21 protein-coding genes are annotated in these 20,144 nt (G+C 70.1%); 12 read left to right on the forward strand and 9 right to left on the reverse strand.

What is annotated here, in order from left to right:
- Genes ASE01_RS14185 through ASE01_RS14195 form a run of 3 tightly spaced genes read right to left on the reverse strand, consistent with a single transcriptional unit; the run spans position 1 to position 2,379 of the window.
- A complete protein-coding gene (locus tag ASE01_RS14185; RefSeq protein ID WP_056753113.1) occupies positions 1-507 on the reverse strand; it encodes a flavin reductase family protein in 507 nt (168 codons plus the stop codon).
- Complete coding sequence (gene macS, locus ASE01_RS14190; protein ID WP_056753117.1) at positions 504-1,652, reverse strand: MacS family sensor histidine kinase; 1,149 nt, start codon at positions 1,650-1,652, stop codon at positions 504-506. Before macS ends, ASE01_RS14185 begins: the two co-directional genes overlap by 4 nt.
- Positions 1,653-1,662: 10 nt before the next feature.
- On the reverse strand, positions 1,663-2,379 hold the full coding sequence (locus ASE01_RS14195) for a lysophospholipid acyltransferase family protein (RefSeq protein WP_056753121.1): 717 nt from the start codon (positions 2,377-2,379) through the stop codon (positions 1,663-1,665).
- Positions 2,380-2,515: 136 nt separating this feature from the next.
- Between ASE01_RS14195 and ASE01_RS14200 the strand changes: the two genes are divergently transcribed.
- Together ASE01_RS14200 and ASE01_RS14205 are read left to right on the forward strand one after the other, a co-directional pair.
- A complete protein-coding gene (locus ASE01_RS14200) occupies positions 2,516-3,289 on the forward strand; it encodes an alpha/beta hydrolase (RefSeq protein ID WP_082606059.1) in 774 nt (257 codons plus the stop codon).
- A 23-nt stretch (positions 3,290-3,312) separates the two neighbouring features.
- The gene (locus tag ASE01_RS14205) at positions 3,313-3,735 is read left to right on the forward strand and encodes a hypothetical protein (protein WP_157537359.1); all 423 of its coding nucleotides are present in this window, start codon (positions 3,313-3,315) and stop codon (positions 3,733-3,735) included.
- A gap of 21 nt (positions 3,736-3,756) precedes the next feature.
- On the opposite strand, the gene ASE01_RS14210 is transcribed toward ASE01_RS14205, so the two are convergent.
- The 5 genes from ASE01_RS14210 to ASE01_RS14230 are packed head-to-tail and all read right to left on the reverse strand — an operon-like array spanning position 3,757 to position 7,717.
- The gene (locus ASE01_RS14210; protein ID WP_056753128.1) at positions 3,757-4,668 is read right to left on the reverse strand and encodes an ROK family protein; all 912 of its coding nucleotides are present in this window, start codon (positions 4,666-4,668) and stop codon (positions 3,757-3,759) included.
- A 7-nt stretch (positions 4,669-4,675) separates the two neighbouring features.
- Positions 4,676-5,629: an ROK family glucokinase gene (locus tag ASE01_RS14215; protein ID WP_200958851.1), complete on the reverse strand. Its 954-nt coding sequence runs from the start codon at positions 5,627-5,629 to the stop codon at positions 4,676-4,678.
- Positions 5,626-6,024, reverse strand: a complete 399-nt coding sequence (locus tag ASE01_RS14220; RefSeq protein ID WP_056753131.1) for a hypothetical protein — start codon at positions 6,022-6,024, stop codon at positions 5,626-5,628. The genes ASE01_RS14215 and ASE01_RS14220 overlap by 4 nt, the downstream gene beginning before the upstream one ends.
- Complete coding sequence (locus ASE01_RS14225; RefSeq protein WP_056753136.1) at positions 6,024-7,235, reverse strand: ArsA family ATPase; 1,212 nt, start codon at positions 7,233-7,235, stop codon at positions 6,024-6,026. Before ASE01_RS14225 ends, ASE01_RS14220 begins: the two co-directional genes overlap by 1 nt.
- Before the next feature lie 23 nt (positions 7,236-7,258).
- Positions 7,259-7,717: an SRPBCC family protein gene (locus ASE01_RS14230; RefSeq protein WP_056753139.1), complete on the reverse strand. Its 459-nt coding sequence runs from the start codon at positions 7,715-7,717 to the stop codon at positions 7,259-7,261.
- Between the two features lie 54 nt (positions 7,718-7,771).
- Here ASE01_RS14230 and ASE01_RS14235 point away from each other — a divergent pair, with 54 nt between their 5' ends.
- The 10 genes from ASE01_RS14235 (at position 7,772) to ASE01_RS14280 (ending at position 18,916) form a co-directional block, all read left to right on the forward strand.
- The gene (locus ASE01_RS14235) at positions 7,772-9,562 is read left to right on the forward strand and encodes an AMP-dependent synthetase/ligase (protein ID WP_056753142.1); all 1,791 of its coding nucleotides are present in this window, start codon (positions 7,772-7,774) and stop codon (positions 9,560-9,562) included.
- A gap of 176 nt (positions 9,563-9,738) precedes the next feature.
- Positions 9,739-10,473 carry a Flp pilus assembly protein CpaB gene (gene cpaB, locus ASE01_RS14240; protein WP_082606060.1) on the forward strand — a complete coding sequence of 245 codons (735 nt, stop codon included), beginning with the start codon at positions 9,739-9,741 and terminating at the stop codon, positions 10,471-10,473.
- A gap of 11 nt (positions 10,474-10,484) precedes the next feature.
- A complete protein-coding gene (locus tag ASE01_RS14245; protein WP_056753148.1) occupies positions 10,485-11,678 on the forward strand; it encodes an AAA family ATPase in 1,194 nt (397 codons plus the stop codon).
- Entirely contained in the window at positions 11,675-13,213 is a 1,539-nt protein-coding gene (locus ASE01_RS14250) for a CpaF family protein (RefSeq protein WP_056753151.1), read from the forward strand. Before ASE01_RS14245 ends, ASE01_RS14250 begins: the two co-directional genes overlap by 4 nt.
- Positions 13,210-15,120 carry a type II secretion system F family protein gene (locus tag ASE01_RS14255; RefSeq protein ID WP_056753154.1) on the forward strand — a complete coding sequence of 637 codons (1,911 nt, stop codon included), beginning with the start codon at positions 13,210-13,212 and terminating at the stop codon, positions 15,118-15,120. Before ASE01_RS14250 ends, ASE01_RS14255 begins: the two co-directional genes overlap by 4 nt.
- A complete protein-coding gene (locus tag ASE01_RS14260; protein ID WP_056753155.1) occupies positions 15,120-16,040 on the forward strand; it encodes a type II secretion system F family protein in 921 nt (306 codons plus the stop codon). The genes ASE01_RS14255 and ASE01_RS14260 overlap by 1 nt, the downstream gene beginning before the upstream one ends.
- A 19-nt stretch (positions 16,041-16,059) precedes the next feature.
- Positions 16,060-17,637, forward strand: a complete 1,578-nt coding sequence (locus ASE01_RS14265) for a sensor histidine kinase (RefSeq protein ID WP_056753159.1) — start codon at positions 16,060-16,062, stop codon at positions 17,635-17,637.
- Complete coding sequence (locus ASE01_RS14270) at positions 17,634-18,284, forward strand: response regulator (RefSeq protein ID WP_056753162.1); 651 nt, start codon at positions 17,634-17,636, stop codon at positions 18,282-18,284. Before ASE01_RS14265 ends, ASE01_RS14270 begins: the two co-directional genes overlap by 4 nt.
- A gap of 175 nt (positions 18,285-18,459) precedes the next feature.
- Entirely contained in the window at positions 18,460-18,645 is a 186-nt protein-coding gene (locus tag ASE01_RS14275) for a Flp family type IVb pilin (protein ID WP_056753164.1), read from the forward strand.
- 91 nt (positions 18,646-18,736) lie between these two features.
- A complete protein-coding gene (locus ASE01_RS14280; RefSeq protein ID WP_056753167.1) occupies positions 18,737-18,916 on the forward strand; it encodes a Flp family type IVb pilin in 180 nt (59 codons plus the stop codon).
- Here the strand turns inward: ASE01_RS14280 and ASE01_RS14285 are convergent.
- A complete protein-coding gene (locus tag ASE01_RS14285; protein WP_235536022.1) occupies positions 18,906-20,144 on the reverse strand; it encodes a M48 family metallopeptidase in 1,239 nt (412 codons plus the stop codon). The genes ASE01_RS14280 and ASE01_RS14285 overlap by 11 nt on opposite strands.

The following is a 20,144-nucleotide window of genomic DNA, read 5'->3' on the forward strand; positions in this document are numbered from 1 at the left end:
CTAGCCCGCGCGGTGGAAGCGGCCACCGTGGTGCAGCAGCGGGTCCTCCAGGTCGCCGATCCCGACGTGCTCGACGACTGTCCGGACCTCCACCGACCAACCGATCTCACGCTCGTCCTCGAGGCGCACCTGCGCCCAGGTCGACGCCGAGGCCAGCCGCGGGCCGTGCGTGGTGTCCACGAACTCGGCCTGCCGGAACGGTCCGCCGGGCGCGGGCGCCGTACCAGCGAAGGCCTCGGCCAGCTGACGGTCCGGCCACGACAGGACCTGGACGACGGCTCGACGCGTCTCCCTGAGCACGTCGAGCAGGTCGGAGTCGGGGTCGAGCAACGCCAGCACGGACGCCTCCGGACCCAGCGCCACCATCAGCGAGGTGACCGTCAGACCCGCCCGTTCGGCCTCGTCGCCCGTGGTCCAGAGCGTCACCGCACCGGACGCGCGTGCCCGGAACCTGCGGGCCGGGTCCGGATCGGCCTCGGCGAAGGGGTGCGTGGTGTGGATCGTCATGAACGCTCCTGGGGCTCTCGGGGAAGGACGAAGGTCCACTCGGTGCCGTAGCTCCCGGTGTCGAGGGTCGCGGTGCCCCCCAGGTCGCGGATCCGGCCGCGGATCGACTCGGCGACACCGAGCCGACCGTCGCGCTCCGCCTCGGCCAGACGGTCCGGGTCGATGCCCGGCCCCTCGTCGCGCACCGACACCTCGACGTGGTCCCCGAGGTCCTCAAGGAGCACCCAGGCCGGGGCGGCCTCACCGACGTGCCGGTCCACGTTGTCCAGACAGGCGCGGACCACCGCCACCAGTTCCTCGACCGCGCCGCTCGACAGCACGACGGCTCCGGCGGGCAGGGCGACCTCTGTGGCGGGCCGGCTGCCGAGGGCATTGAGCACCGATGCCAGGTCGGCGGTCCTCGCTGCGCGGCCGACCGTGCTCGACACGGAGTCCTGGGACCGGATCAACGTCCGCAGCGCCTTCTCCTGCTCACCGGCGAGCCGACCGAGCTCGGCGGCGTCACCGCCGAGCTCACCTCCACGGCGCTGGACCAGCGCCAACACCTGGAGGACGCCGTCGTGGACGACCCGGGCGAGCCGGGCCCGCTCCGCCGACGCCGCTGCCTCGCGCTGCGCGACGTCACGGGCCGCCGACATCTCCTTCAGCGACTCGCAGAGGAAGCCGACCATCGAGCCACCCAGGAGGATCAGGAAGACATTTCCCCAGTCCTTCTGGGCGATCTCCGCGCGGCTGAGCAGGTCGACCGCACCGAGCAGCACCGCGGCCGCAGTGCCGCCGCGCCAGCCGTAGCGCACCGCCCAGGCCAGCAGGGCGCCGACGATCCAGTAGCCCGGGATGGTGGCGTTGAACCACTCGCCCTTGGCGATCGGCGTCGCGAGGAGCAGGGCGACCGCCAGGGCCAGGTCGGCCACGAGCAACGCCGGGCCCCGTCGCTCCGGGGCCGCGTAGGCCACGATCGCCGCGGGTGTCGCGAGGACCATGACGCCGACGCAGGTCCACGCGAGCGCGGGGTGCTCGAAGTTGTTGCGGTAGGCGTTGATCGCCACCGTGTAGGCGAGCACCACGACGCGCAGCACGGCGAGCGCCGCGAACATGCGGTCCTCGACCGCGACCGCGGCCCTGGTCGTCGTACCGCTGCTCATGACGCGGAGATCAGGAAGCGAGCTTCCGGTGGTCGTCCCCGTGCTCGGCCTTGCGGGACTCGGACTTGGCGCGGGTGGCGTACATGTCGACGTACTCCTGCTCGGAGAGCCTCATGATCTCGTACATGATCTCGTCGGTGATCGAGCGCAGGATGAAGCGGTCGTTCTCCATGCCGGCGTAGCGCGAGAAGTCCAGCGGCTTGCCGAAACGCACGGTGGGGCGGGTGATCCGGCCGAACTTCTTGCCCGGGGGCGCCACCACGTCGGTGCCGACGACCGCCACGGGGATGACGGGGACACCGGTCTCCAGTGCGAGCCGGGCGATGCCGGTCTTGCCGCGGTACAGGCGGCCGTCGTGGGAGCGGGTGCCCTCGGGGTAGATGCCGAAGAGCTCACCCTCCGCCAGGACCCGCTTCGCCGAGACGAGCGCGCCGGACGCCGCGTCACCGCTGGCCCGGTCGATCGGGATGTTGCCGGTGCCGCTGAAGAAGTTCTTCTGCAGCCAGCCCTTGACGCCGGGCGAGGTGAAGTACTCCGCCTTGGCGACGAAGCGCACCATCCGCGGGATGACCAGCGGCATGAAGAGCCAGTCGGCGTAGGACAGGTGGTTGCTGGCGAGGATCGCCGGGCCGCTCGACGGGACGTTCTCCACGCCCTCGGAGCGCGGCCTGAAGATGACCTTCAGCAGCGGACCGAGTGCGACGAACTTGAGGAACCAGTAGAACAACCGACCGCGCCTTTCCCCTGTGAACCGGAATCCCGCCCGAACGGAACCCGCCTGACTCGCAGCGTAGTGCCTGCGCGGGTGCGGCACGTATCCCCGACGTGTCCGGCGAGACGTGCGGGTGCGGCACAATCACGCCATGCCGTCGAGCCCTGCACCGCAGACCGAAGCCCTCACCATCGCCGCGCGTCCCGAGCTGACCGGGGGCAAGCGGATCGGCGTGCTGCTCAGCCACGGCTTCACCGGCTCCCCCGCGTCGATCCGCCCGTGGGGTGAGCACCTCGGCGCGCTCGGGTACGGCGTCGTCGTACCCCGCCTCCCGGGGCACGGCACCACGTGGCAGGACCTCAACACGCACCGCTTCGCCGACTGGTACGCCGAGGTGTCGACCACCTTCGACGCGCTGCTCGCCGAGCACGACAGCGTCGTCATCGGCGGACTGTCGATGGGCGGTGCGCTGGTGCTGCGGCTCGCCGCCGACCGCGGCGACCAGGTCGCCGGCGTGATGGTGGTCAACCCGGCCCTCGCGACGAAGCGGTTCGACGTGAAGCTGCTACCGGTCCTCAAGCACCTCGTCCCGTCGTTCCCCGCCATCGCCAACGACATCAAGAAGCAGGGTGTTGACGAGTCCGGCTACGCCCGCACGCCGCTGAAGGCGATCCACTCCTTCATCGGCACCTGGCCCGCCCTCATCTCCGACCTCGGCCAGATCACCGCGCCGCTCGTCTACTTCCGCTCGCCGCAGGACCACGTCGTCGACGGCTCGTCCGAGCCGATCATCCTGGCCGGGATCTCCTCGAGCGACGTGACCCGGATCGAGCTGGCCGACAGCTACCACGTCGCGACCCTGGACAACGACGCCCCGAAGATCTTCGAGGAGTCAGCAGCCTTCGTCGCCCGGGTGACCCGCTGAACCCCACCACGTAGGCTGGTGTGGTGCAGCGGGAACAGCCCGACGACCAGGACGCCGCCTGGCGGGCCATCGTCGAGAACTACGGCGAATCGGTGCTCGAGCCGGATCCGTCCCTCGATGCCCTGCCCGAGTCGACGCCCGTCGTGAAGCAGGTCCGTCCGGAACCGCGTGACGAGGTGCCGGACGAGCTGCTGCCCGATCCGGACGATGCCTTCGTCCCGCCGACCCCGCCTCCGTTGCCGCGGCCACCGATCGACCGGCTGCTGGCCTGGCTCGGTGTCTTCGGCGCGCCGGCCGTGCTGCTGTTCTTCGTCATCACCGGACTCGGCATGCCGCAGCTCGTCGGATGGGCCCTCGTCGGCTGGTTCCTCGTCGGCTTCGGGTACCTCGTGATGCAGATGCCGAGCGAGCCGCGCGATCCCTGGGACAACGGCGCCCAGTTGTAGACCGCCTGTCCGGACCTGGGCTCAGGGCCGGCCGTCGCGGGCGAGCAGTGCCGCGCCGATCGCGCCGGCCTGCGGCCCGAGGGCCGCCGGCACCAGGTCGGGTACGGGCCGGTGACCGGTGCCCTGCAACGAGCCCAGCAGGGCGGACCGCGCCGGGGCCAGGAGGAGGTCGCCCACGGCGGACACTCCGCCGCCCACGACCACCCGCTCGGGGTCGAACGCCGAGACCAGGCCCGCCACGCCGACACCGAGCCAGGTACCGATCGTGGCGAATGCCTGCCGGGCCACGTCGTCGCCGTCGAGCGCCATCCGGGAGACCTCGGGTCCGTCCCGGTGCTTGCCGAGCGCGACCCGGGTCACCCGCTCGAGCGCCCGTCCGCTGCAGTACTGCTCCCAGCACCCCCGCAGTCCGCACTCGCAGGCCAGTCCGTCCGGGACGACCTGCATGTGGCCGAACTCCCCTGCGAGACCGTTCGCACCCCGCACGATCCGCCGGTCGAGGACCAGCGCTCCCCCGATACCGGTTCCGATGGTGATCAGCAGGGCCGAGTCGACGTCGCGCGCGGCGCCGAGCAGGAGCTCGGCGTAGGCGGCGCAGTTGGCGTCGTTCTCGAGGACGACCGGGTGCCCGGTCTGCTCGGCCAGGCGTGAGCGGAGCGGGGCGTCGCGCCACGGCAGGTGCGCGCCGAACAGGTAGTGCTCCCCCGCCCGGTCGACGAGGCCGGCGGCCGAGACACCGATGGGGGCCGCGCCGTCCCCGTCGCTGACGGCGCGAGCCGCCTCGACCACAGCGTGCTCGACCTCGGCCTCCGGCGCGCTCCGGCCGGGCATCGGGCGGGTCGCGACGTCCTGGACCGTTCCCTCGACCGAGATCCGGACGGCGAGGACCTTCGTGCCACCGACGTCGACGCCGATGCTGCTGCCGGCCGACACGGGAGGTTCAGATTCCGCGACGGGCGAGGTCGGCGGCACCGATGACACCCGCACGATTGCCCAGCTGGGCCAGTCGGATCTCGGCACGGGGCCGGAAGCCGCGACCGGTCAGCTCCCGCTCGAAGGTCGCGCGCAGCGGGGTGACCAGGAGGTCGCCCGCCTCGCCGACACCGCCCCCGATGACCACGACGGCCGGGTCGAGGATCGCCGCGAGCGAGGCGATGCCGTGCCCGAGCCAGGCACCGAGCTGCTCGAACTGCTCCACGGCGAACCGGTCACCCTCACGGGCGGCGTCGGTGATCATCGGTCCGGTGATCGCCTCGGCGTCCCCGCCGGCGCGCTGCAGGATGTCGCGGGCGAGGAGGGATCCGGCAGCAACGGCTTCGCGGGTGCTGCGCACCAGCGCCGTACCACTGCCGTACTGCTCGAGGCAGCCCCGGTTCCCGCACCCGCAGGGCCGACCCTCGGGGACGATGCACAGGTGGCCGATCTCCGCGGCGACACCGTGCGCGCCGCGCAGGAGACGGCCCTCGGTGACCACGCCACCGCCGACACCGGTGCCGACCGTGACCATGAGCTGGTCCTCGACGTCGCGGCCGGCGCCGTGGCGGAACTCGCCCCAGGCCGCAGCGTTCGCGTCGTTCTCGATGACCACGGGCAACCCCGTCAGCCGGGCGAGATCCGCGCCGAGGGGCTCGTTGCGCCAGGCGATGTTCGGGGCGAAGAGGACAGTCGACCGGTCGGAGGCGATGTAGCCCGCCGCCCCCACGCCGACCGCGACGATCTCGTGCTCGGCAGAGAAACCGGCCACGAGCTCGGCCACCGCCGCCTCCATCGCCGACGGGTCGGTCGCAGGCGACACGACGCGAGCCTCGGCGATGACGTTGCCGTCCACGTCGACGACGGCCCCGGCGACCTTCGTGCCGCCGATGTCGATCCCACAGGTCAGTCCGTCGGTCACAGGTCGTCCTCCGGGGCGTCGTCGTCCAGATCGATCCGCTCGACCTCGGGGCCGCGTGGCGTCCCCTCGCCCGGCGGAGGCGGGAGCGTCTCCATGAAGCCAGCAGCGGCCTGCAGCAGGGACGTCGCCGCCACCATCAGGTGGGCGCGCACGTCCGGTGAGGTCTGGCGTACGGCGTGGACCACGCGGCACACCGGGCAGTAGCGGCACTCCACGCTGTCGGTGGCGATGTGCTCCCCGACCTCGCTGGCCATCGCGGCGGCCTGGCCCGCGAGGTCGCCCACGGTGCCGGCGGCGTCGCCGGAGTGCTGGCGGGCGAGGTCGGCGAGGGCGCCGAAGAGCTTCATCGCCTCCTCGCCGACGCTTCCGACCTCGGGCTGGTGCTCATCGGTCATCAGTGCTCACCTCCGACAACAGCAGGAGCGGGTTCGGCGAACCGTACGCGGAGCTCGCCCTCGACGACCCGGGCGCCGGCCACGCGCAGCCGCGCCAGGCCGGGGGGCAGGGTCAGCAGGCGCCGGTGGGAGCCGACGGTCATGACCAGCTCGTCGCCGTTGCGGGCGAGATCGACCTCGTCGCGCGTCACGAAGGGCAGGGAGAGGTGGATGACCGCCACCCCGGGCTCGGGCCGGGTCACCCGGAACGGCCCCTCCCCGGTGGGGACTGCGAGGGGGTCGGCGCCGTCGTACAACGCTTCGGCCAGGGCGGCCACCGCATCGACCCCGACCGGCTCGGCGGGCTGGTACTCGGAGGTGTGGACGGGGAGTCCGGGGAAGGACTGGGCGACCTCGGCGAGCACCCGGCGCTGGGCATCGACCCATCCCGAGCGCCACGCGTCACCATCGGCCGCGGGAAAGACGCGGTTCGCCACGACGCCGTCGACGCGGTAGCCGAACAGGCACAGGCTCGTGAATGCCCGCCGCGCCTCGGCAAGGACCACCTTCTCCGGCGTCAGCACCAGCCGGACGCTCGCCTCGGGCCCGGAGAGCAGCGCGTGCACGTCGTCGAGCTCGGCGTGCAGCCGCGTGATGGCGTCGAAGACGGCGTCACCGGGCATCGGCACGCCGGCCGCACGGTTCAGCACGGGACGCAGCGCCTTGACCAGGCGTCGCTGGATCGGGAGGAGCCGTTCGATGTACCAGCCCAGCGCCTCGGGCAGGGCCAACAGGCGCAGCGTCTCCGCCGTCGGGGCGCAGTCGACGACGATCACGTCCCAGCGCCCCGACCGCGCGTGCTGGCGCAGCTCGAGGAGGGCCAGGACCTCCTCGGCCCCGGGGATGACCGTCATCTCCTCCGCCGCGACCGGGTCCATGCCCGCGGCGTCGAGGACGGAGAGCAGGTAACGCTGGATGTCGGCCCACGACTGCTCGAAGCGCAGCTGGGCGTCGACCTGCTGGAGGTGGAGGTTCGGAGCGACCTCGGTGGGCTCGGCACCGCCGAGGGCCGAGCCGGTGCCGGCGGCGCCGTAGGCATCGGCGAGCGAGTGGGCCGCGTCGGTCGAGATCACCAGTGTGCGCAGGCCCCGGGCGGCCGCGAGCGCAGCCGTACCCGCAGCGACGGTCGACTTGCCGACGCCGCCCTTGCCGGTGAAGAGAACGATGCGCACGGGTCCGCTGTCTGCCGACGCCCTCAGGCGCCGGACTCGACGCGCTTCTTCAGGCCCTTGAGCGCGGTGTCGATGAGGATCTTCTCGCCCTTGCGCTTGAGCATGCCGATCAGGGGGATCGAGACGTCGAGCGCGAGCCGGTAGGTGACCTCGGTCGTGCCGGGCCCGGTGGCACGCAGCACGTAGGCACCCTCGAGCGCCTTGAGCATCTTGCCCTCGACGAGGGTCCAGGTGACCTGATTGTCGCCGTCCCAGTCGTAGGCGAGCGTGTACTCGTCCTTGATGGGCGAGACGTCGAGCGCGAAGAAGACCTCACGGGCGCGGCCGGCCTGGCGCTCGTCCGCACCGTCGAAGGAGGAACGGACGTCGGCGACGGTCACGCCCTTGGCCCAGGCGGGGTAGGCGGGGAAGTCGGCGATGACGGCCATCACATCGGCAGCGGGGGCGTCGACAACGATCGACGAAGACGTCTGTTCGGCCATGCCGGAAGGTTACCGGAACGGGCGGGTCCCCGTGCCCGGCGGTAGCCTGCGGACGTGCGCGAGTACTCCACCCCGCAGACGGTGACCGTCCCCACCAGCGGCAACCTGACCGATGACGTCGTACGGAACGCCGCCGAGGCGCCCGACACGGTGCAATTCAGCCGTCCGGACGGCAAGGGCGGATGGTCCGACGTCACCTGCGCCGCCTTCCTGGCTGAGGTCTCCGCCGTCGCGAAGGGACTCCTCGCCGCGGGGGTCGAGCCCGGCGACCGGGTCGCCGTGATCTCGCGCACACGCTACGAGTGGACGCTGCTGGACTACGCGATCTGGTTCGCCGGCGCCGCGACCGTCCCGATCTACGAGAGCTCCTCGACCGAGCAGGTCCACTGGATCCTGTCCGACTCCGGCGCCCGGGCCGTCGTGGTCGAGGACGAGGGGCACCGCACCAAGGTCGAGGCGTGCCGGGACGAGCTCCCCGAGCTGGCGCACCTGTGGGTGATCGAGGACGGTGCCGTCGACGAGCTGGGCCGGCTGGGCACCGATGTCCCCGACGACGACCTCGAGGTACGACGCAGCGCCGGCGGACCGTCGGCCCTCGCCACCCTCATCTACACCTCGGGCACCACCGGACGGCCCAAGGGCTGCATGCTCACGCACGACAACTTCCAGACCGAGCTGTGCGTCGCGGTGGACGAGCTGGAACAGCTCTTCGACACCGAGGGCGCCTCGACGCTCCTCTTCCTCCCCCTGGCCCACGTCTTCGCCCGGATCATCCAGGTCGGAGCCGTGAAGGCCCGGACCCGACTGGGTCACAGCGCCGACATCAAGAACCTGCTCCCCCAGCTGGCCACCTTCCAGCCCACCTTCATCCTCGCCGTCCCGCGGGTGTTCGAGAAGGTCTTCAACACCGCCTCCCAGCGGGCGACCGCCGACGGCAAGGGCAAGATCTTCGACCGTGCCGCCGAGGCGGCGATCACCTACTCCCGCGCACTGGACGGCGGGCGGGTCCCGGTGCGAGTGCGCGCACAGCACGCCCTGTTCGCGCGGCTGGTCTACGGCAAGCTCCGCGCGGCGCTGGGCGGGCGCTGTGAGTTCGCGGTGTCGGGCGGTGCGCCCCTCGGTGACCGGCTCGGCCACTTCTACCGGGGCATCGGCGTGACCGTGCTGGAGGGCTACGGCCTGACCGAGACGACGGCGGCGCTGACGGTCAACCTCCCGGACGCGCAGAAGGTCGGCACCGTCGGCCGCCCGATCCCCGGCACCGCCGTACGCATCGCGGACGACGGGGAGCTGCTCTTCCGTGGCGGTCAGGTCTTCACCGGCTACTGGAACAACCCCGAGGCGAGTGCCGAGGCCCTCGACGGCGACGGCTGGTTCCACACCGGGGACGTCGGCGAGGTCGACGACGAGGGATTCGTGAGGATCACCGGGCGCAAGAAGGAGATCCTCGTGACCGCCGGCGGCAAGAACGTCGCCCCCGCCGTCCTCGAGGACCGGGTGCGCGCCGCCGCGCTGGTCAGCCAGTGCCTCGTCGTGGGCGACGGCCAGCCCTTCATCGGCGCCCTGGTCACCATCGACGAGGAGGCGTTCCCCGCCTGGGCCGAGCACCACGGCAAGTCCGGCCGGATCGCCGACCTGGTCGAGGACGAGGACCTGCGCGCCGAGATCCAGGGCGCGGTCGACGAGGCCAACAAGGCGGTCTCCAAGGCGGAGTCGATCCGGAAGTTCGCGATCCTGCCCCACGACTGGACCGAGGAGGCAGGGCAGGTGACGCCCAGCCTGAAGCTGAAGCGCAACGTGGTCATGCGTGAGAGCCGGGACGAGATCGCGGCGCTCTACGCCTGAGAACCGGCGGAAGGTCCCGGGACCATAGTCCTGACGAACCACTCCAGGGTTGCGATCGGGCAACATTCGTCGCAATTGGCGATATTGCGCACACCTCCGGCTCGCCCCCCGCTAGCCTCGGCCTGCTGCACCGGGGAACAGCAAATGGGATTGCATGGGGAGCGGGAGGCTCAGTTATGGATCGTCGCAGGTTGCTGCTCGTCGTTGCCGCGGTGGTTGCCGCGCTCGGAGTGGCGCTCGTCTTCGTCTATGCGCGAGGCGCAGAGACGCGGGCGGCCGACAAGTTCGACACCGTCGAGGTGTTGACCGCCGCGCAGCAGATCGAGCCGGGCGAGAGCCTGGACGAGGCGCTGGAGAGCGGGAAGGTCCAGCTCACCAACGTGGCTCGGGCACAACTGCTCGAGGGTGCCGACGACGACTCCAAGCCCTTGCGGGACAAGGTCGCGCTCACCACCATCTACCCCGGTGAGCAGCTCATCCCGCTCAAGTTCGGCGCAGTCGAGGACGTCCAGGCCGCTTCGGTGCTGCCGATCCCCGAGGGCAAGATCGCGATCTCGGTGCTGGTGAAGGACGACGGTCGTGTGGGTCGGTTCATCAAGACCGGTGCCGAGGTCTCCATCATCGCCACGATCATCGAGAGCAACAAGCCCATCCTCACCCGGATGCTCCTGCCCCGGGTCACCGTCCTCGCCGACGGTCTCAAGACCTTCGTGCCGGAGGAGGACACATCGGGCGAGGTCGACGGCAACGACCAGGAGATCCAGCGCCTGGTCACTCTCGCTCTCAGCCAACGCGAGGCTGAGAAGATCCGGTTCGCGGAAAAGGACGGCGAGCTCACGATCGCTCTCCTGAACGACGCGAGCACCGTCAAGGTCGGCCCTCAGGTCGACCGCGAGAATCTCTTCGACTGAGGAGCGCGGACATGCCCGTCATCGTCGAGGCTGACTCCGCCTCCATCGCTCCGCTGCTCGCAGCGATGCCCACCGGTTCCCACTCGGTGGCCTCCATCGACCGCATGCACGCCTGGCTGGACCAGCACGCCGACGAGTACGCCGTCGTGATCGGTCCGACGCTGTCGCTGGAGACCGCGCTGGACTGTGCCGAGGACCTACGGATCAAGCGGCCCACTGTCAGCGTGATCCTCGTCCGCGAGCGCGCCGAGACCGACATCCTCACCCGGTCGATGCACGCGGGCATCCGCGACGTCGTCGCGATCAGCAATGAGGACAAGGGGCTGACGAAAGCGGTCGAGCGCGCCCACCAGCTCTACATGGCACTGCGCGGCCCCGGCGGCGCACGCCAGCTCGGTCGCGTGGTCACCGTGTTCTCCCCCAAGGGCGGCGTCGGCAAGACGACCTCCTCGGTCAACCTCGCCCTCGCCCTGACCGACCGCGGCGCCCGCAAGGTGTGCTTGGTCGACCTCGACCTCGCCTTCGGCGACGTCGCGATCACGATGCAGCTCTTCCCGACGCACTCGATCGAGCAGGCCGTCGGCTCGGAGGACTCCGTCGACCTGGCCATGCTCGAAGGCCTGCTGACCCGGCACGAGGACAGCCTGACCGTGCTCGCCGCACCGGCCCACCCGGACGTGCGGGAACGGATCACTCCCCTGCTGATCTCGCGGATCCTGCGCGCACTGCGCGACGGATTCGACTACATCGTCGTCGACACCTCACCGTCCTTCGACGATGCGACCCTGACAGCACTGGACGAGACCGACGAGTGCGTCATCGTCGCCACCCTCGACGTCCCCACGCTGAAGAACGTCAAGGTCGCGCTCGAGACGATGGACATGCTCAACATCGCCCGCGGCCACCGCCACCTGCTCCTCAACCGGGCCGACGACGCCGTCGGGATCAGCGTAGAGAAGGTCGAGAGCATCCTCGGCATGCCGGTGAGCTCCCAGGTCGCCTCGGCGATGGACATCGCTGCGGCCACCAACTCCGGCACCCCGATCGTGTCCCAGAAGCCGAACCACCCGGCCAGCATCGCCTACGCCGAGCTGGCCGCCTCGGTGACCGGGGAACCGGTCTCGATCCCGACCGCCAGCGCGGCGAGTGCGCCGGCCGAGCAGTCCCGGTCCCGGGGCCTCTTCCGTCGTGGGAGGAACTCATGAGCAGCCTTTCCGAACGGCTCGAAGCAGCGCGGCGCGACGCCGCCGCCGCAGGTCGTCATGCCGCAGAGCCCGTCCAGGAGCAGGCGCCCGAGCCCACCGCCGCTGCTCAGGGCGCCACTCCGGTTGCCGCCGCGCCGTCCCTGACCAAGGCCGAGCCCGCCGGCAGCACACCGGCCACGACCGGACCGCTCGCAGCCCGGGCGGCGGCGGCAACGGCCGACGGTCGGCCCAACGCGCGACGCACCCTCGGCAACCCTGAAGCCGACCGGATCGAGGACCTCAAGACCAGTGTGCACGCCGAGCTGCTCAAGCGGCTCGGGCCGCACCTGTACGACGCTGAGATGGACCAGGACGAGCTCGACAACACCGTCCGCAGCGTCCTCTCCGAGGTGCTGGGCGCCCAGGACCGACCGCTCAGTGCCGCCGACCGGGCCCGGGTGACCCAGGAGATCACCGACGACATCCTCGGCTACGGACCGATCGACCCCTACCTCCGGGACCCGGAGGTCTCCGAGGTCATGGTCAACGGTGCCAGTGAGGTCTGGCTGGAGAAGAGCGGCCGGCTGATGAAGGCCGACGCGCACTTCGCCGACGAGGCGCACCTGAGGCGCACCATCGACAAGATCGTCTCGCGGATCGGCCGACGCGTCGACGAGTCCTCGCCCATGGTCGACGCCCGACTGCCCGACGGCAGCCGTGTGAACGCGATCGTGCCGCCGCTCTCCATCGACGGCTCGGCGCTGACGATCCGGAAGTTCTCGACCGACCCGCTGACGGTGCAGGACCTGATCAACTTCGGATCCCTGACGCCGCAGACCGCTGACTTCCTCGACGCCTGCGTCCGGGGCCGGCTCAACGTCATCGTCTCCGGGGGGACGGGCGCGGGCAAGACCACCACACTGAACGTGCTGTCGTCCTTCATCCCGACCGATGAGCGGATCGTCACGATCGAGGACGCGGCCGAGCTGCAGCTCAAGCAGGAGCACGTGGTCCGGCTCGAGTCACGACCGGCCAACATCGAGGGCAAGGGCGCGGTCACCATCCGCGACCTGGTGCGCAACTGCCTGCGCATGCGCCCCGACCGCATCGTCGTCGGTGAGGTCCGTGACGCCTCCGCTCTGGACATGCTGCAGGCGATGAACACCGGCCACGACGGCTCGATCTGCACCCTGCACTCGAACGGCCCCCGTGACACCCTCGCTCGCATGGAGACGATGGTGCTGATGGCGGGCATGGACCTGCCGGTCCGCGCCATCCGCGAACAGGTGGCTTCGGCCGTCGACCTGATCGTGCACCAGTCCCGGTTCAAGGACGGATCCCGCCGGATCACGCACATCACCGAGGTCGAGCGGATGGAGGGCGACATCATCACCCTCCAGGACGTCTTCGTGTTCGACAACAGCGCCGGATTCGACGAGAACGGCCGGGTGCTCGGGCGCTTGCGGTCGACCGGTCTCCGACCGAAGTTCGTCGAGAAGCTCGCCTACGCCAACGTGGCGATCGATCCGACCCTGTTCCGAACGGACCGACCGTGACCGCGGCGCGTCGGTCCCTCCTGCTCCTCGCTGGTCTCCTGACCGCCTTCCTGCTGCCGCTCGCTGCCGCGTCGGCCGAGGACGGCACGATCGCTCACGTCGAGTCGACCGGTGACGGGCTCCGGGTCCTGGTCGACATCCCGCCCGGCGTCGACGTCGACCTCTCACGCGTTGAGGCGACGCTGGACGGCGTGACGCTGACCGCGACCGCCGCCGAGGCCGGGTCCGAGATCAAGCGCACCACGGTGCTCGCGATCGACACGAGCCAGTCGATGTCGACCGACGGCCGGTTCGACGCCGCGAAGGACGCTGCGAAGACCTATCTCAATGCCGTGCCCGACGATGTCGAGGTCGGCATCGTCAACTTCGACAACGAGGTGACCGTGGCCCTCGAGCCCACCACGGACCGCAACGCCGCCCGGGCGGTCGTCGACGATCTCGAGCTCGACCGCGACACGCGCTTGTACGACGGTGTGATCGCTGCTGTGGACACCGCCGGCGATGCCGGTCAGCGCACCGTGCTGGTCCTTTCCGACGGTGCCGACACGGGCGGCACCGCAGTTCTGGACGACGTCACGCGCAGGATCTCGGACACGAACACGCTCGTGGACATGGTCAGCCTTGGACAGACCGGCGCCGCCCTCACGCCGCTTCGGTCCATGACCGAGGCCGGCAACGGTCGAGTCATCGAGAGCAGCGGCGACCAGTTGGCGGTCGCCTTCCGGGACGAGGCCAGGGTGCTGGCCGCGCAGGTCCTGGTCACCGCGCCGCTGCCGACTGGTTTCGACGCCACCCAGGCGACCGTCGAGGTCATCCTGCAGACCGGCGGCGAGCCAATCGTCGCCCGGGCTCTCGCGCCGATCCAGGGTGATTCACAGATCAGCACCCCCGAAGCGCTCCCCGAACTGGAGAGCCCCGGAGGCTGGAACACCCCGGACTGGGTGCTCTACGCCGGTCTCGGAGTCCTTGCCCTCGGCCTCATCACCGTCGCTGTCCTCCTCGTCCCCGCGCGCCCGGGGCCGATGAGCATCATCGAGCGGGTCGAGGCCTACAGCACCCAGACCCGCGGCTTCGAGAAGGCTCAGCCCAAACAGACCTCAGAGCCCGTTCTCGACCAGGCCAAGGCGGCTGCGGCCGGGGTTCTGGCTCGCAACAGCGGCCTCAACGAACGCCTCACGACGAAGTTGACGGCCGCGGGCAGCGAGTTCAAGCCCTCGGAGTGGCTCCTCGTCCACATCGGCACCGTGTTCGGGGCAGGTGTCGTCGGTTTCCTGGTCGGTCGAGGCAACCTGATCGTCGGAGGCGTCTTCCTGCTCATCGGGTTCGTGATTCCGCCCTTCTTTCTCCGCTTCCGTGCCAACCGACGCCGCAAGGCGTTCGACGATGCCCTGCCCGAGGTGCTCCAGCTCATCTCCGGCGCGTTGAGCGCAGGACTGTCGCTGGCGCAGGCCGTCGACACCGTGGTCAGGGAAGGGCCCGAGCCGATCGCTTCGGAGTTCAAGCGGGTGCTGGTGGAGGCCCGGATCGGTATGTCCCTCGAGGATGCCTTCGACGGTGTCGCCCAGCGGTTCGAGAGCAAGGACTTCGGCTGGTCGGTGATGGCGATCCGGATCCAGCGCCAGGTGGGCGGCAACCTCGCCGAGCTGCTCAACACGGTCGCTGCCACGATGCGCGAACGGGCGTACCTGCGTCGGCAGGTCACTTCGCTGTCAGCCGAGGGCCGGATGTCTGCGGTCATCCTGTGCGCACTGCCGCCGGTCTTCGCGCTCTATCTGTTGCTGACCAACCCGGACTTCCTCAATCCTCTGGTGGCCGACCCTCGAGGATGGTTCATCCTCGGTGCCGGTGTGCTGTGGCTCATCGTCGGCGTGTTCTGGATGTCGCGCCTGGTGAAGGTGGACGTGTGATGATCCTGATTCTCGCCTTCCTCCTCCTGGTCGGTGCCGCAGCCGTTCTCAGCACTGCGTTGACGAGGAACGAAGCACCTGATGGCCTCGAACGGGCGCTGCGTGCCCTCGAACAGCACGGAACAGAAGGAGCAGCCCTCGCCTCGGAGGCAGACCGCTCCTTTGCCGATCGCGTGATCGACCCGATGCAGGCACGAGCGTTGTCCTTCGGTCGCCGCATCACCGGGGCCGACCAGGCTGAGCGACTGCGCCGCAAGCTCGAGATCGCCGGGAATCCGCGCGGCTGGACCGTCGACCGCATCGTCTCGCTCAAGGTCCTGTGCGCGGTGATCTTCCCCGTTCTGGGCCTCGTCTACGGCGGCCTGCTCGGTCTGGGCATCACCTGGCTCGTCCTCCTGGGAGCGGTCGGTGCCCTGGGCGGCTTCTTCGCCCCCGACCTCTACCTGTACCAGTGTGCCTACAACCGCGCCGACGAGATCAAGCGGACGCTTGCTGACGCAGTGGACCTGTTGACCATCAGTGTCGAGGCCGGACTGGGTTTCGACGCAGCACTCCAGCAGGTCGCCCGCAACACGACCGGACCCCTCGCCGAGGAGCTGTCCCGCGTCCTGCGGGAGATGCAGCTGGGCATGGGCCGTGCCGACGCGCTGCGCGCCCTGGGCGACCGGTCGAACGTCGATGACCTCAAGGCCTTCGTCGGTGCGATGGTCCAGGCTGATTCCTTCGGCATCCCCATCGGTCAGGTCCTGCGCGTCCAGTCATCGGAGATCCGGGTCAAGCGGCGCCAGTACGCCGAAGCCAAGGCACAGCAGGTCCCGGTGAAGATCATGGTGCCTCTGGTCCTGTGCATCCTGCCCTGTCTCTTCGTCATCGTGATGGGGCCCGCCGTCCTGAGTGCCATCGATGCCTTCAATGGGTAGTCGGGCCTAGGCTCGGACCGTGGCCAGCAGCCAGACCTTCGCCGTCGTCGGCGCAGCGCGATTCTTCGCCCTGCTCGCGATCGGTGGCCCCATCCTCTGGTTCCATCAGGAGGAAGGGCTGCTCGCGCTGCTCGCGCTGAGCGCCGTGTGGGTCTACCAAGGAGTCACTGCTACCCGGCGGGAATTGCGGTTGTCCCTGAGCCCGACCACGGAAGCCGCGACGGTCGGCGTGATCAGCGCACTCGGCATGGTCCACAGTCCGTCCATCCTCGCCGCGCTCGTCGTGCCACCGCTCTACGCCACGGCCGTGGCGGGGATCCGCACGATGGTCCGCACCGTCCTCGTCGAGGCCATCACCGTCGTCGCGCTGGCCCTGATGTGGTGGGAGCAGCTGACCTCCGAGCAGGCCGTGTCCATCTTCACTTGGACCATGGCGGGCCTGGGCCTCAGCATGATCGCGAGCGTCACCTTCACCGCCCCACGGGGCTCGGACCCCCTGGCGCCCTATCGCGATGCCCAGGAACACCTCCGCCAGCTCATCGGGCTCGCGGGCAGCCTGAGCTCTGGTCTGGACGTCGGCTCGCTCGGCGGCGAGATGCTGAGCGACGTCAGCGACCGGATCCCCAATCGCGGCCTGGTGCTCTACGTCCTGCGGGGCGACGCGTTGACCCCGGTCGCGTCGACGGTCGACCTCGAGGCAGGCGACACGGCCGCCTGCGAGACCCTGGCCGGCGACGTACGTCACGGGGCAGCAGATGATCGACCGACCGTCGAGATCGGGCAGGGTTTCGCGTTCCGGGTCAGCCACCAGGCGATCGTCGCCGGACTCCGGCCGGCCGGCAGTGAGCCCGGCTCCAGCGCCATCAGCCTCGCCGAGGTCGCCGAGAGCGTCAGCGACAACGCAGTCAAGCTCGATGCAGCACTCCTCTTCGCCCAGTTCCGGGACGCGGCAACGGCCGACGAGCGGAACCGGCTCGCCCGCGAGATGCACGACGGCGTCGCCCAGGACATCGCCTCACTCGGCTACATCATCGACGCGCTGGCGGCCCGTCCGGCAGACGAGCAGCAGGCCAAGGCCCTCGGCATGCTCCGTGAGCGGGTCTCCGTGGTGGTGGCGGAGGTGCGACGTTCGGTGATGAACCTGCGCACGAGCATCGGCGAGGCCGAGAGCCTCGGCGCCGCGATCAGCAATGTCGCCCGTCACCTGTCGGAGTCCTCGGGGATCCCGATCCGCGTCCGGCTCGACGAGCAACCTGCCCGACTGCGGCCCGAGGTGGAGGCAGAACTGTTCCGGATCGCCCAGGAGGCGATGAACAACGCCGTCAAGCACGCGCGCGCCACCTCCATCGACGTCCGGTGCCAGGTCTACGCACCGGAGGCGATCATCACCGTGACCGACGACGGTGTCGGCCTCCAATCCGCACGAGACGACTCGCACGGGCTGAAGATCATGCGTGAGCGTGCGAGACTGATCGGTGCGGAGCTCGTGGTTCGCGACAACGCAAGCAGGGGCCTGACCGTCTCGGTGTCGGTCAAGATCCCGCGGACCTCAGTCGGCGTCGGGCCGACGGTGACCACCCCAGAGGAGAAATCATGACTGAGCGGATCACCGTCCTGCTGATCGACGACCACGAACTGATCCGCAACGGGCTCGGAGCGGTCCTCGACCTCGAGCCGGACCTCGACGTCGTCTCCACTGCCGGCTCCGTCGCCGAGGGCATCCAGCGCTATCACGAGTTCACTCCCGACGTGGTCATCACCGACCTCCAGATGCAGGACGGCACCGGGCTGGACGTGGTGCGCACCCTGCGCAAGGAGAACGACCGGGTGGGCCTGATCGTGCTGACGATGCACTCGGGCGACGAGCAGATCTTCGCCGCCATGCAGGCCGGCGCCTCGGGCTTCGTCGGCAAGGACGCCCCCTCGACCGAGGTGATCAAGGCAGCGCGCCACGCAGCCGTCTCCCCTCGTGCCTTCGTCTGTGCCGGACTGGTCGGGGCCATGATGCGTCGGCAGTCCGCCGAGTCGACCGCACTGACCGAGCGCGAGCACGACGTGCTGCTCCTGCTTGCCGAGGGGCTCAACGCAGCGGCCATCGGAGCGAAGCTCTACCTCTCGGAGTCGACGACCAAGTCGCACATCGCCCGGATCTACCAGAAGCTCGGCGCCGCGAACCGCGCCCAGGCACTGGTGACGGCGATGCGGATCGGGCTCCTGTCCACCGTGCAGCCGGCCGCGCGCTGAGCAGCGCCGAACGCTGATCCGACGTGGCGCCGGTCACGTCCACGAAATAGTCCGAAGTGACTAGCGGCAAGGAGACGAACTCCCGATACGGGCCCTCCCCGAATCGGGCAGAGTACTCCTCATCGGGGAACACTCCCCGGGGACACAGAACACACCAGTACACAGGGAGACCCCGATGATCCAGTACCTGAACATCCTGCTCAACGCCCGCTTCGCGAAGATGGACGACCGTGGCGCCAGCGCCGTCGAGTACGGCCTGCTCGTCGCCCTCATCGCCGCCGTCATCGTCGGCGCGGTCGCCATCCTCGGTGGCACGCTCGACGGCATCTTCACCGACACCAACACCGCGATCGCACCCTGATCTCACAGCCAGTCAGCTGGCACCCACGGCCGCGCTGTCCTCGACAGCGCGGCCGTTGCCGTTCACTCACTGCCCATTGGGGAGACACACCATGGCGATCGCCACCATCTGCGCATGTTGGCTCGGGCCCACCGCGTTCGACCGGCAACGCGGAGCCAGCTCGGTCGAGTACGCGCTGCTGATCAGCCTGATCGCCGCCGCCATCGTCCTCGCCGTGGGTGTCTTCGGCCTGAGCGTGGCCGACCTCTTCGACGTCGACTTCACTCCCTGATCGCAGCGAGGTCCGCTGCCAGGCCGATCCGCTGCAACACCGTCGGATGACTTCCGAACCACCACTGTGACCACGCCGGTGGAGTCGGATCAGCATGGGAGCGCAGCGCCAGGCGGCGCTGGAGATCGATGAAGGCCGCCGGATCCTCGGTCTGCTCCAGGGCGGTCTGATCGGCCCGGATCTCCATCAGTCGGCTGACACCGTTCTGCACCGGGGCAGAGAGCAGCATCGCCACCGCCGCCAGGGCGAGCACCCGCGGCACGGTCCCGACCTCGGCCGGGTTGCGCCGCTCCCCCAGGGTCAGGACCAGTCCCAGCAGACCGATCCCCACCAGCGCCCCGGCTGCACCGAGCGCCGTACCGGTGACCACGTCCCCGTGGCGGGCATGGGCCAGCTCGTGCGCGACCACCGACAACGTCTCGTCGCGCGGCGTGTCGTCCACCAGGGTGTCGTAGAGCACGACCCGCCGGGTGTGGCCGAACCCGGACACGTAGGCGTTGAGCGTCGTCGTACGACGCGAGGCGTCCGCGACCAGGACGTCATCCACCTGCACGCCCTCAGCCTCGGCCAGCGCGAGGACCTCGGTGCGCAGCGGGCCTTCGGGCAAGGGCTCGAACTGGTTGAACACGGGCTCGATGAGCACGGGATAGACGAAGGACCCCGCAAGAACCAGCCCGGCACCGATGGCGCCGGCGACCGCCGGCCAGAACCGGTCCCAGCGTCGGGCACATCCGACCAGGACGATCACCGCGATCGAGGTGACGACGATCGAGATCGCCTCTCCCTTGAGCAGGTCGACGGTCCAGGCAATCCAGGTCCCGGTCGAGAGGCCCTCCTCCAGCCGCAAGCGGCGCAGCGCGATGCCGAACGGGAGCGTCACCAGGCGGCCGGCCAGCGTGAGGGCGGCGACGACGAGCACGACGCGCACCCACCACCAGCCGGGCACCCGCTCCGCCCACTCCCGGCCACGACGACCGAAGCCGAGCCAGCAGGCGAGGGCGAGCGAGACGACCAGCGAGGACCAGCTCCAGAGCCTCGCCCAGCGGGCGAAGTGCTCGGCCAGTGCGATCTGGTCGGGCGAGAACACCGACGACGCCGACGCCGCGGCCGGCACTCCTCCGGGGACCGGCTGCCAGGGAACCCGGATCACGGCCACGACGACGAACACGGCCAGGCCCAGCACCACGGTGCCCAGAGCGACCCGACGGGAGTCCAGTCGCGTGTCCAC

Origin of the sequence: Nocardioides sp. Root190 (assembly GCF_001428565.1) — a bacterium.
GTDB lineage: Bacteria > Actinomycetota > Actinomycetes > Propionibacteriales > Nocardioidaceae > Nocardioides.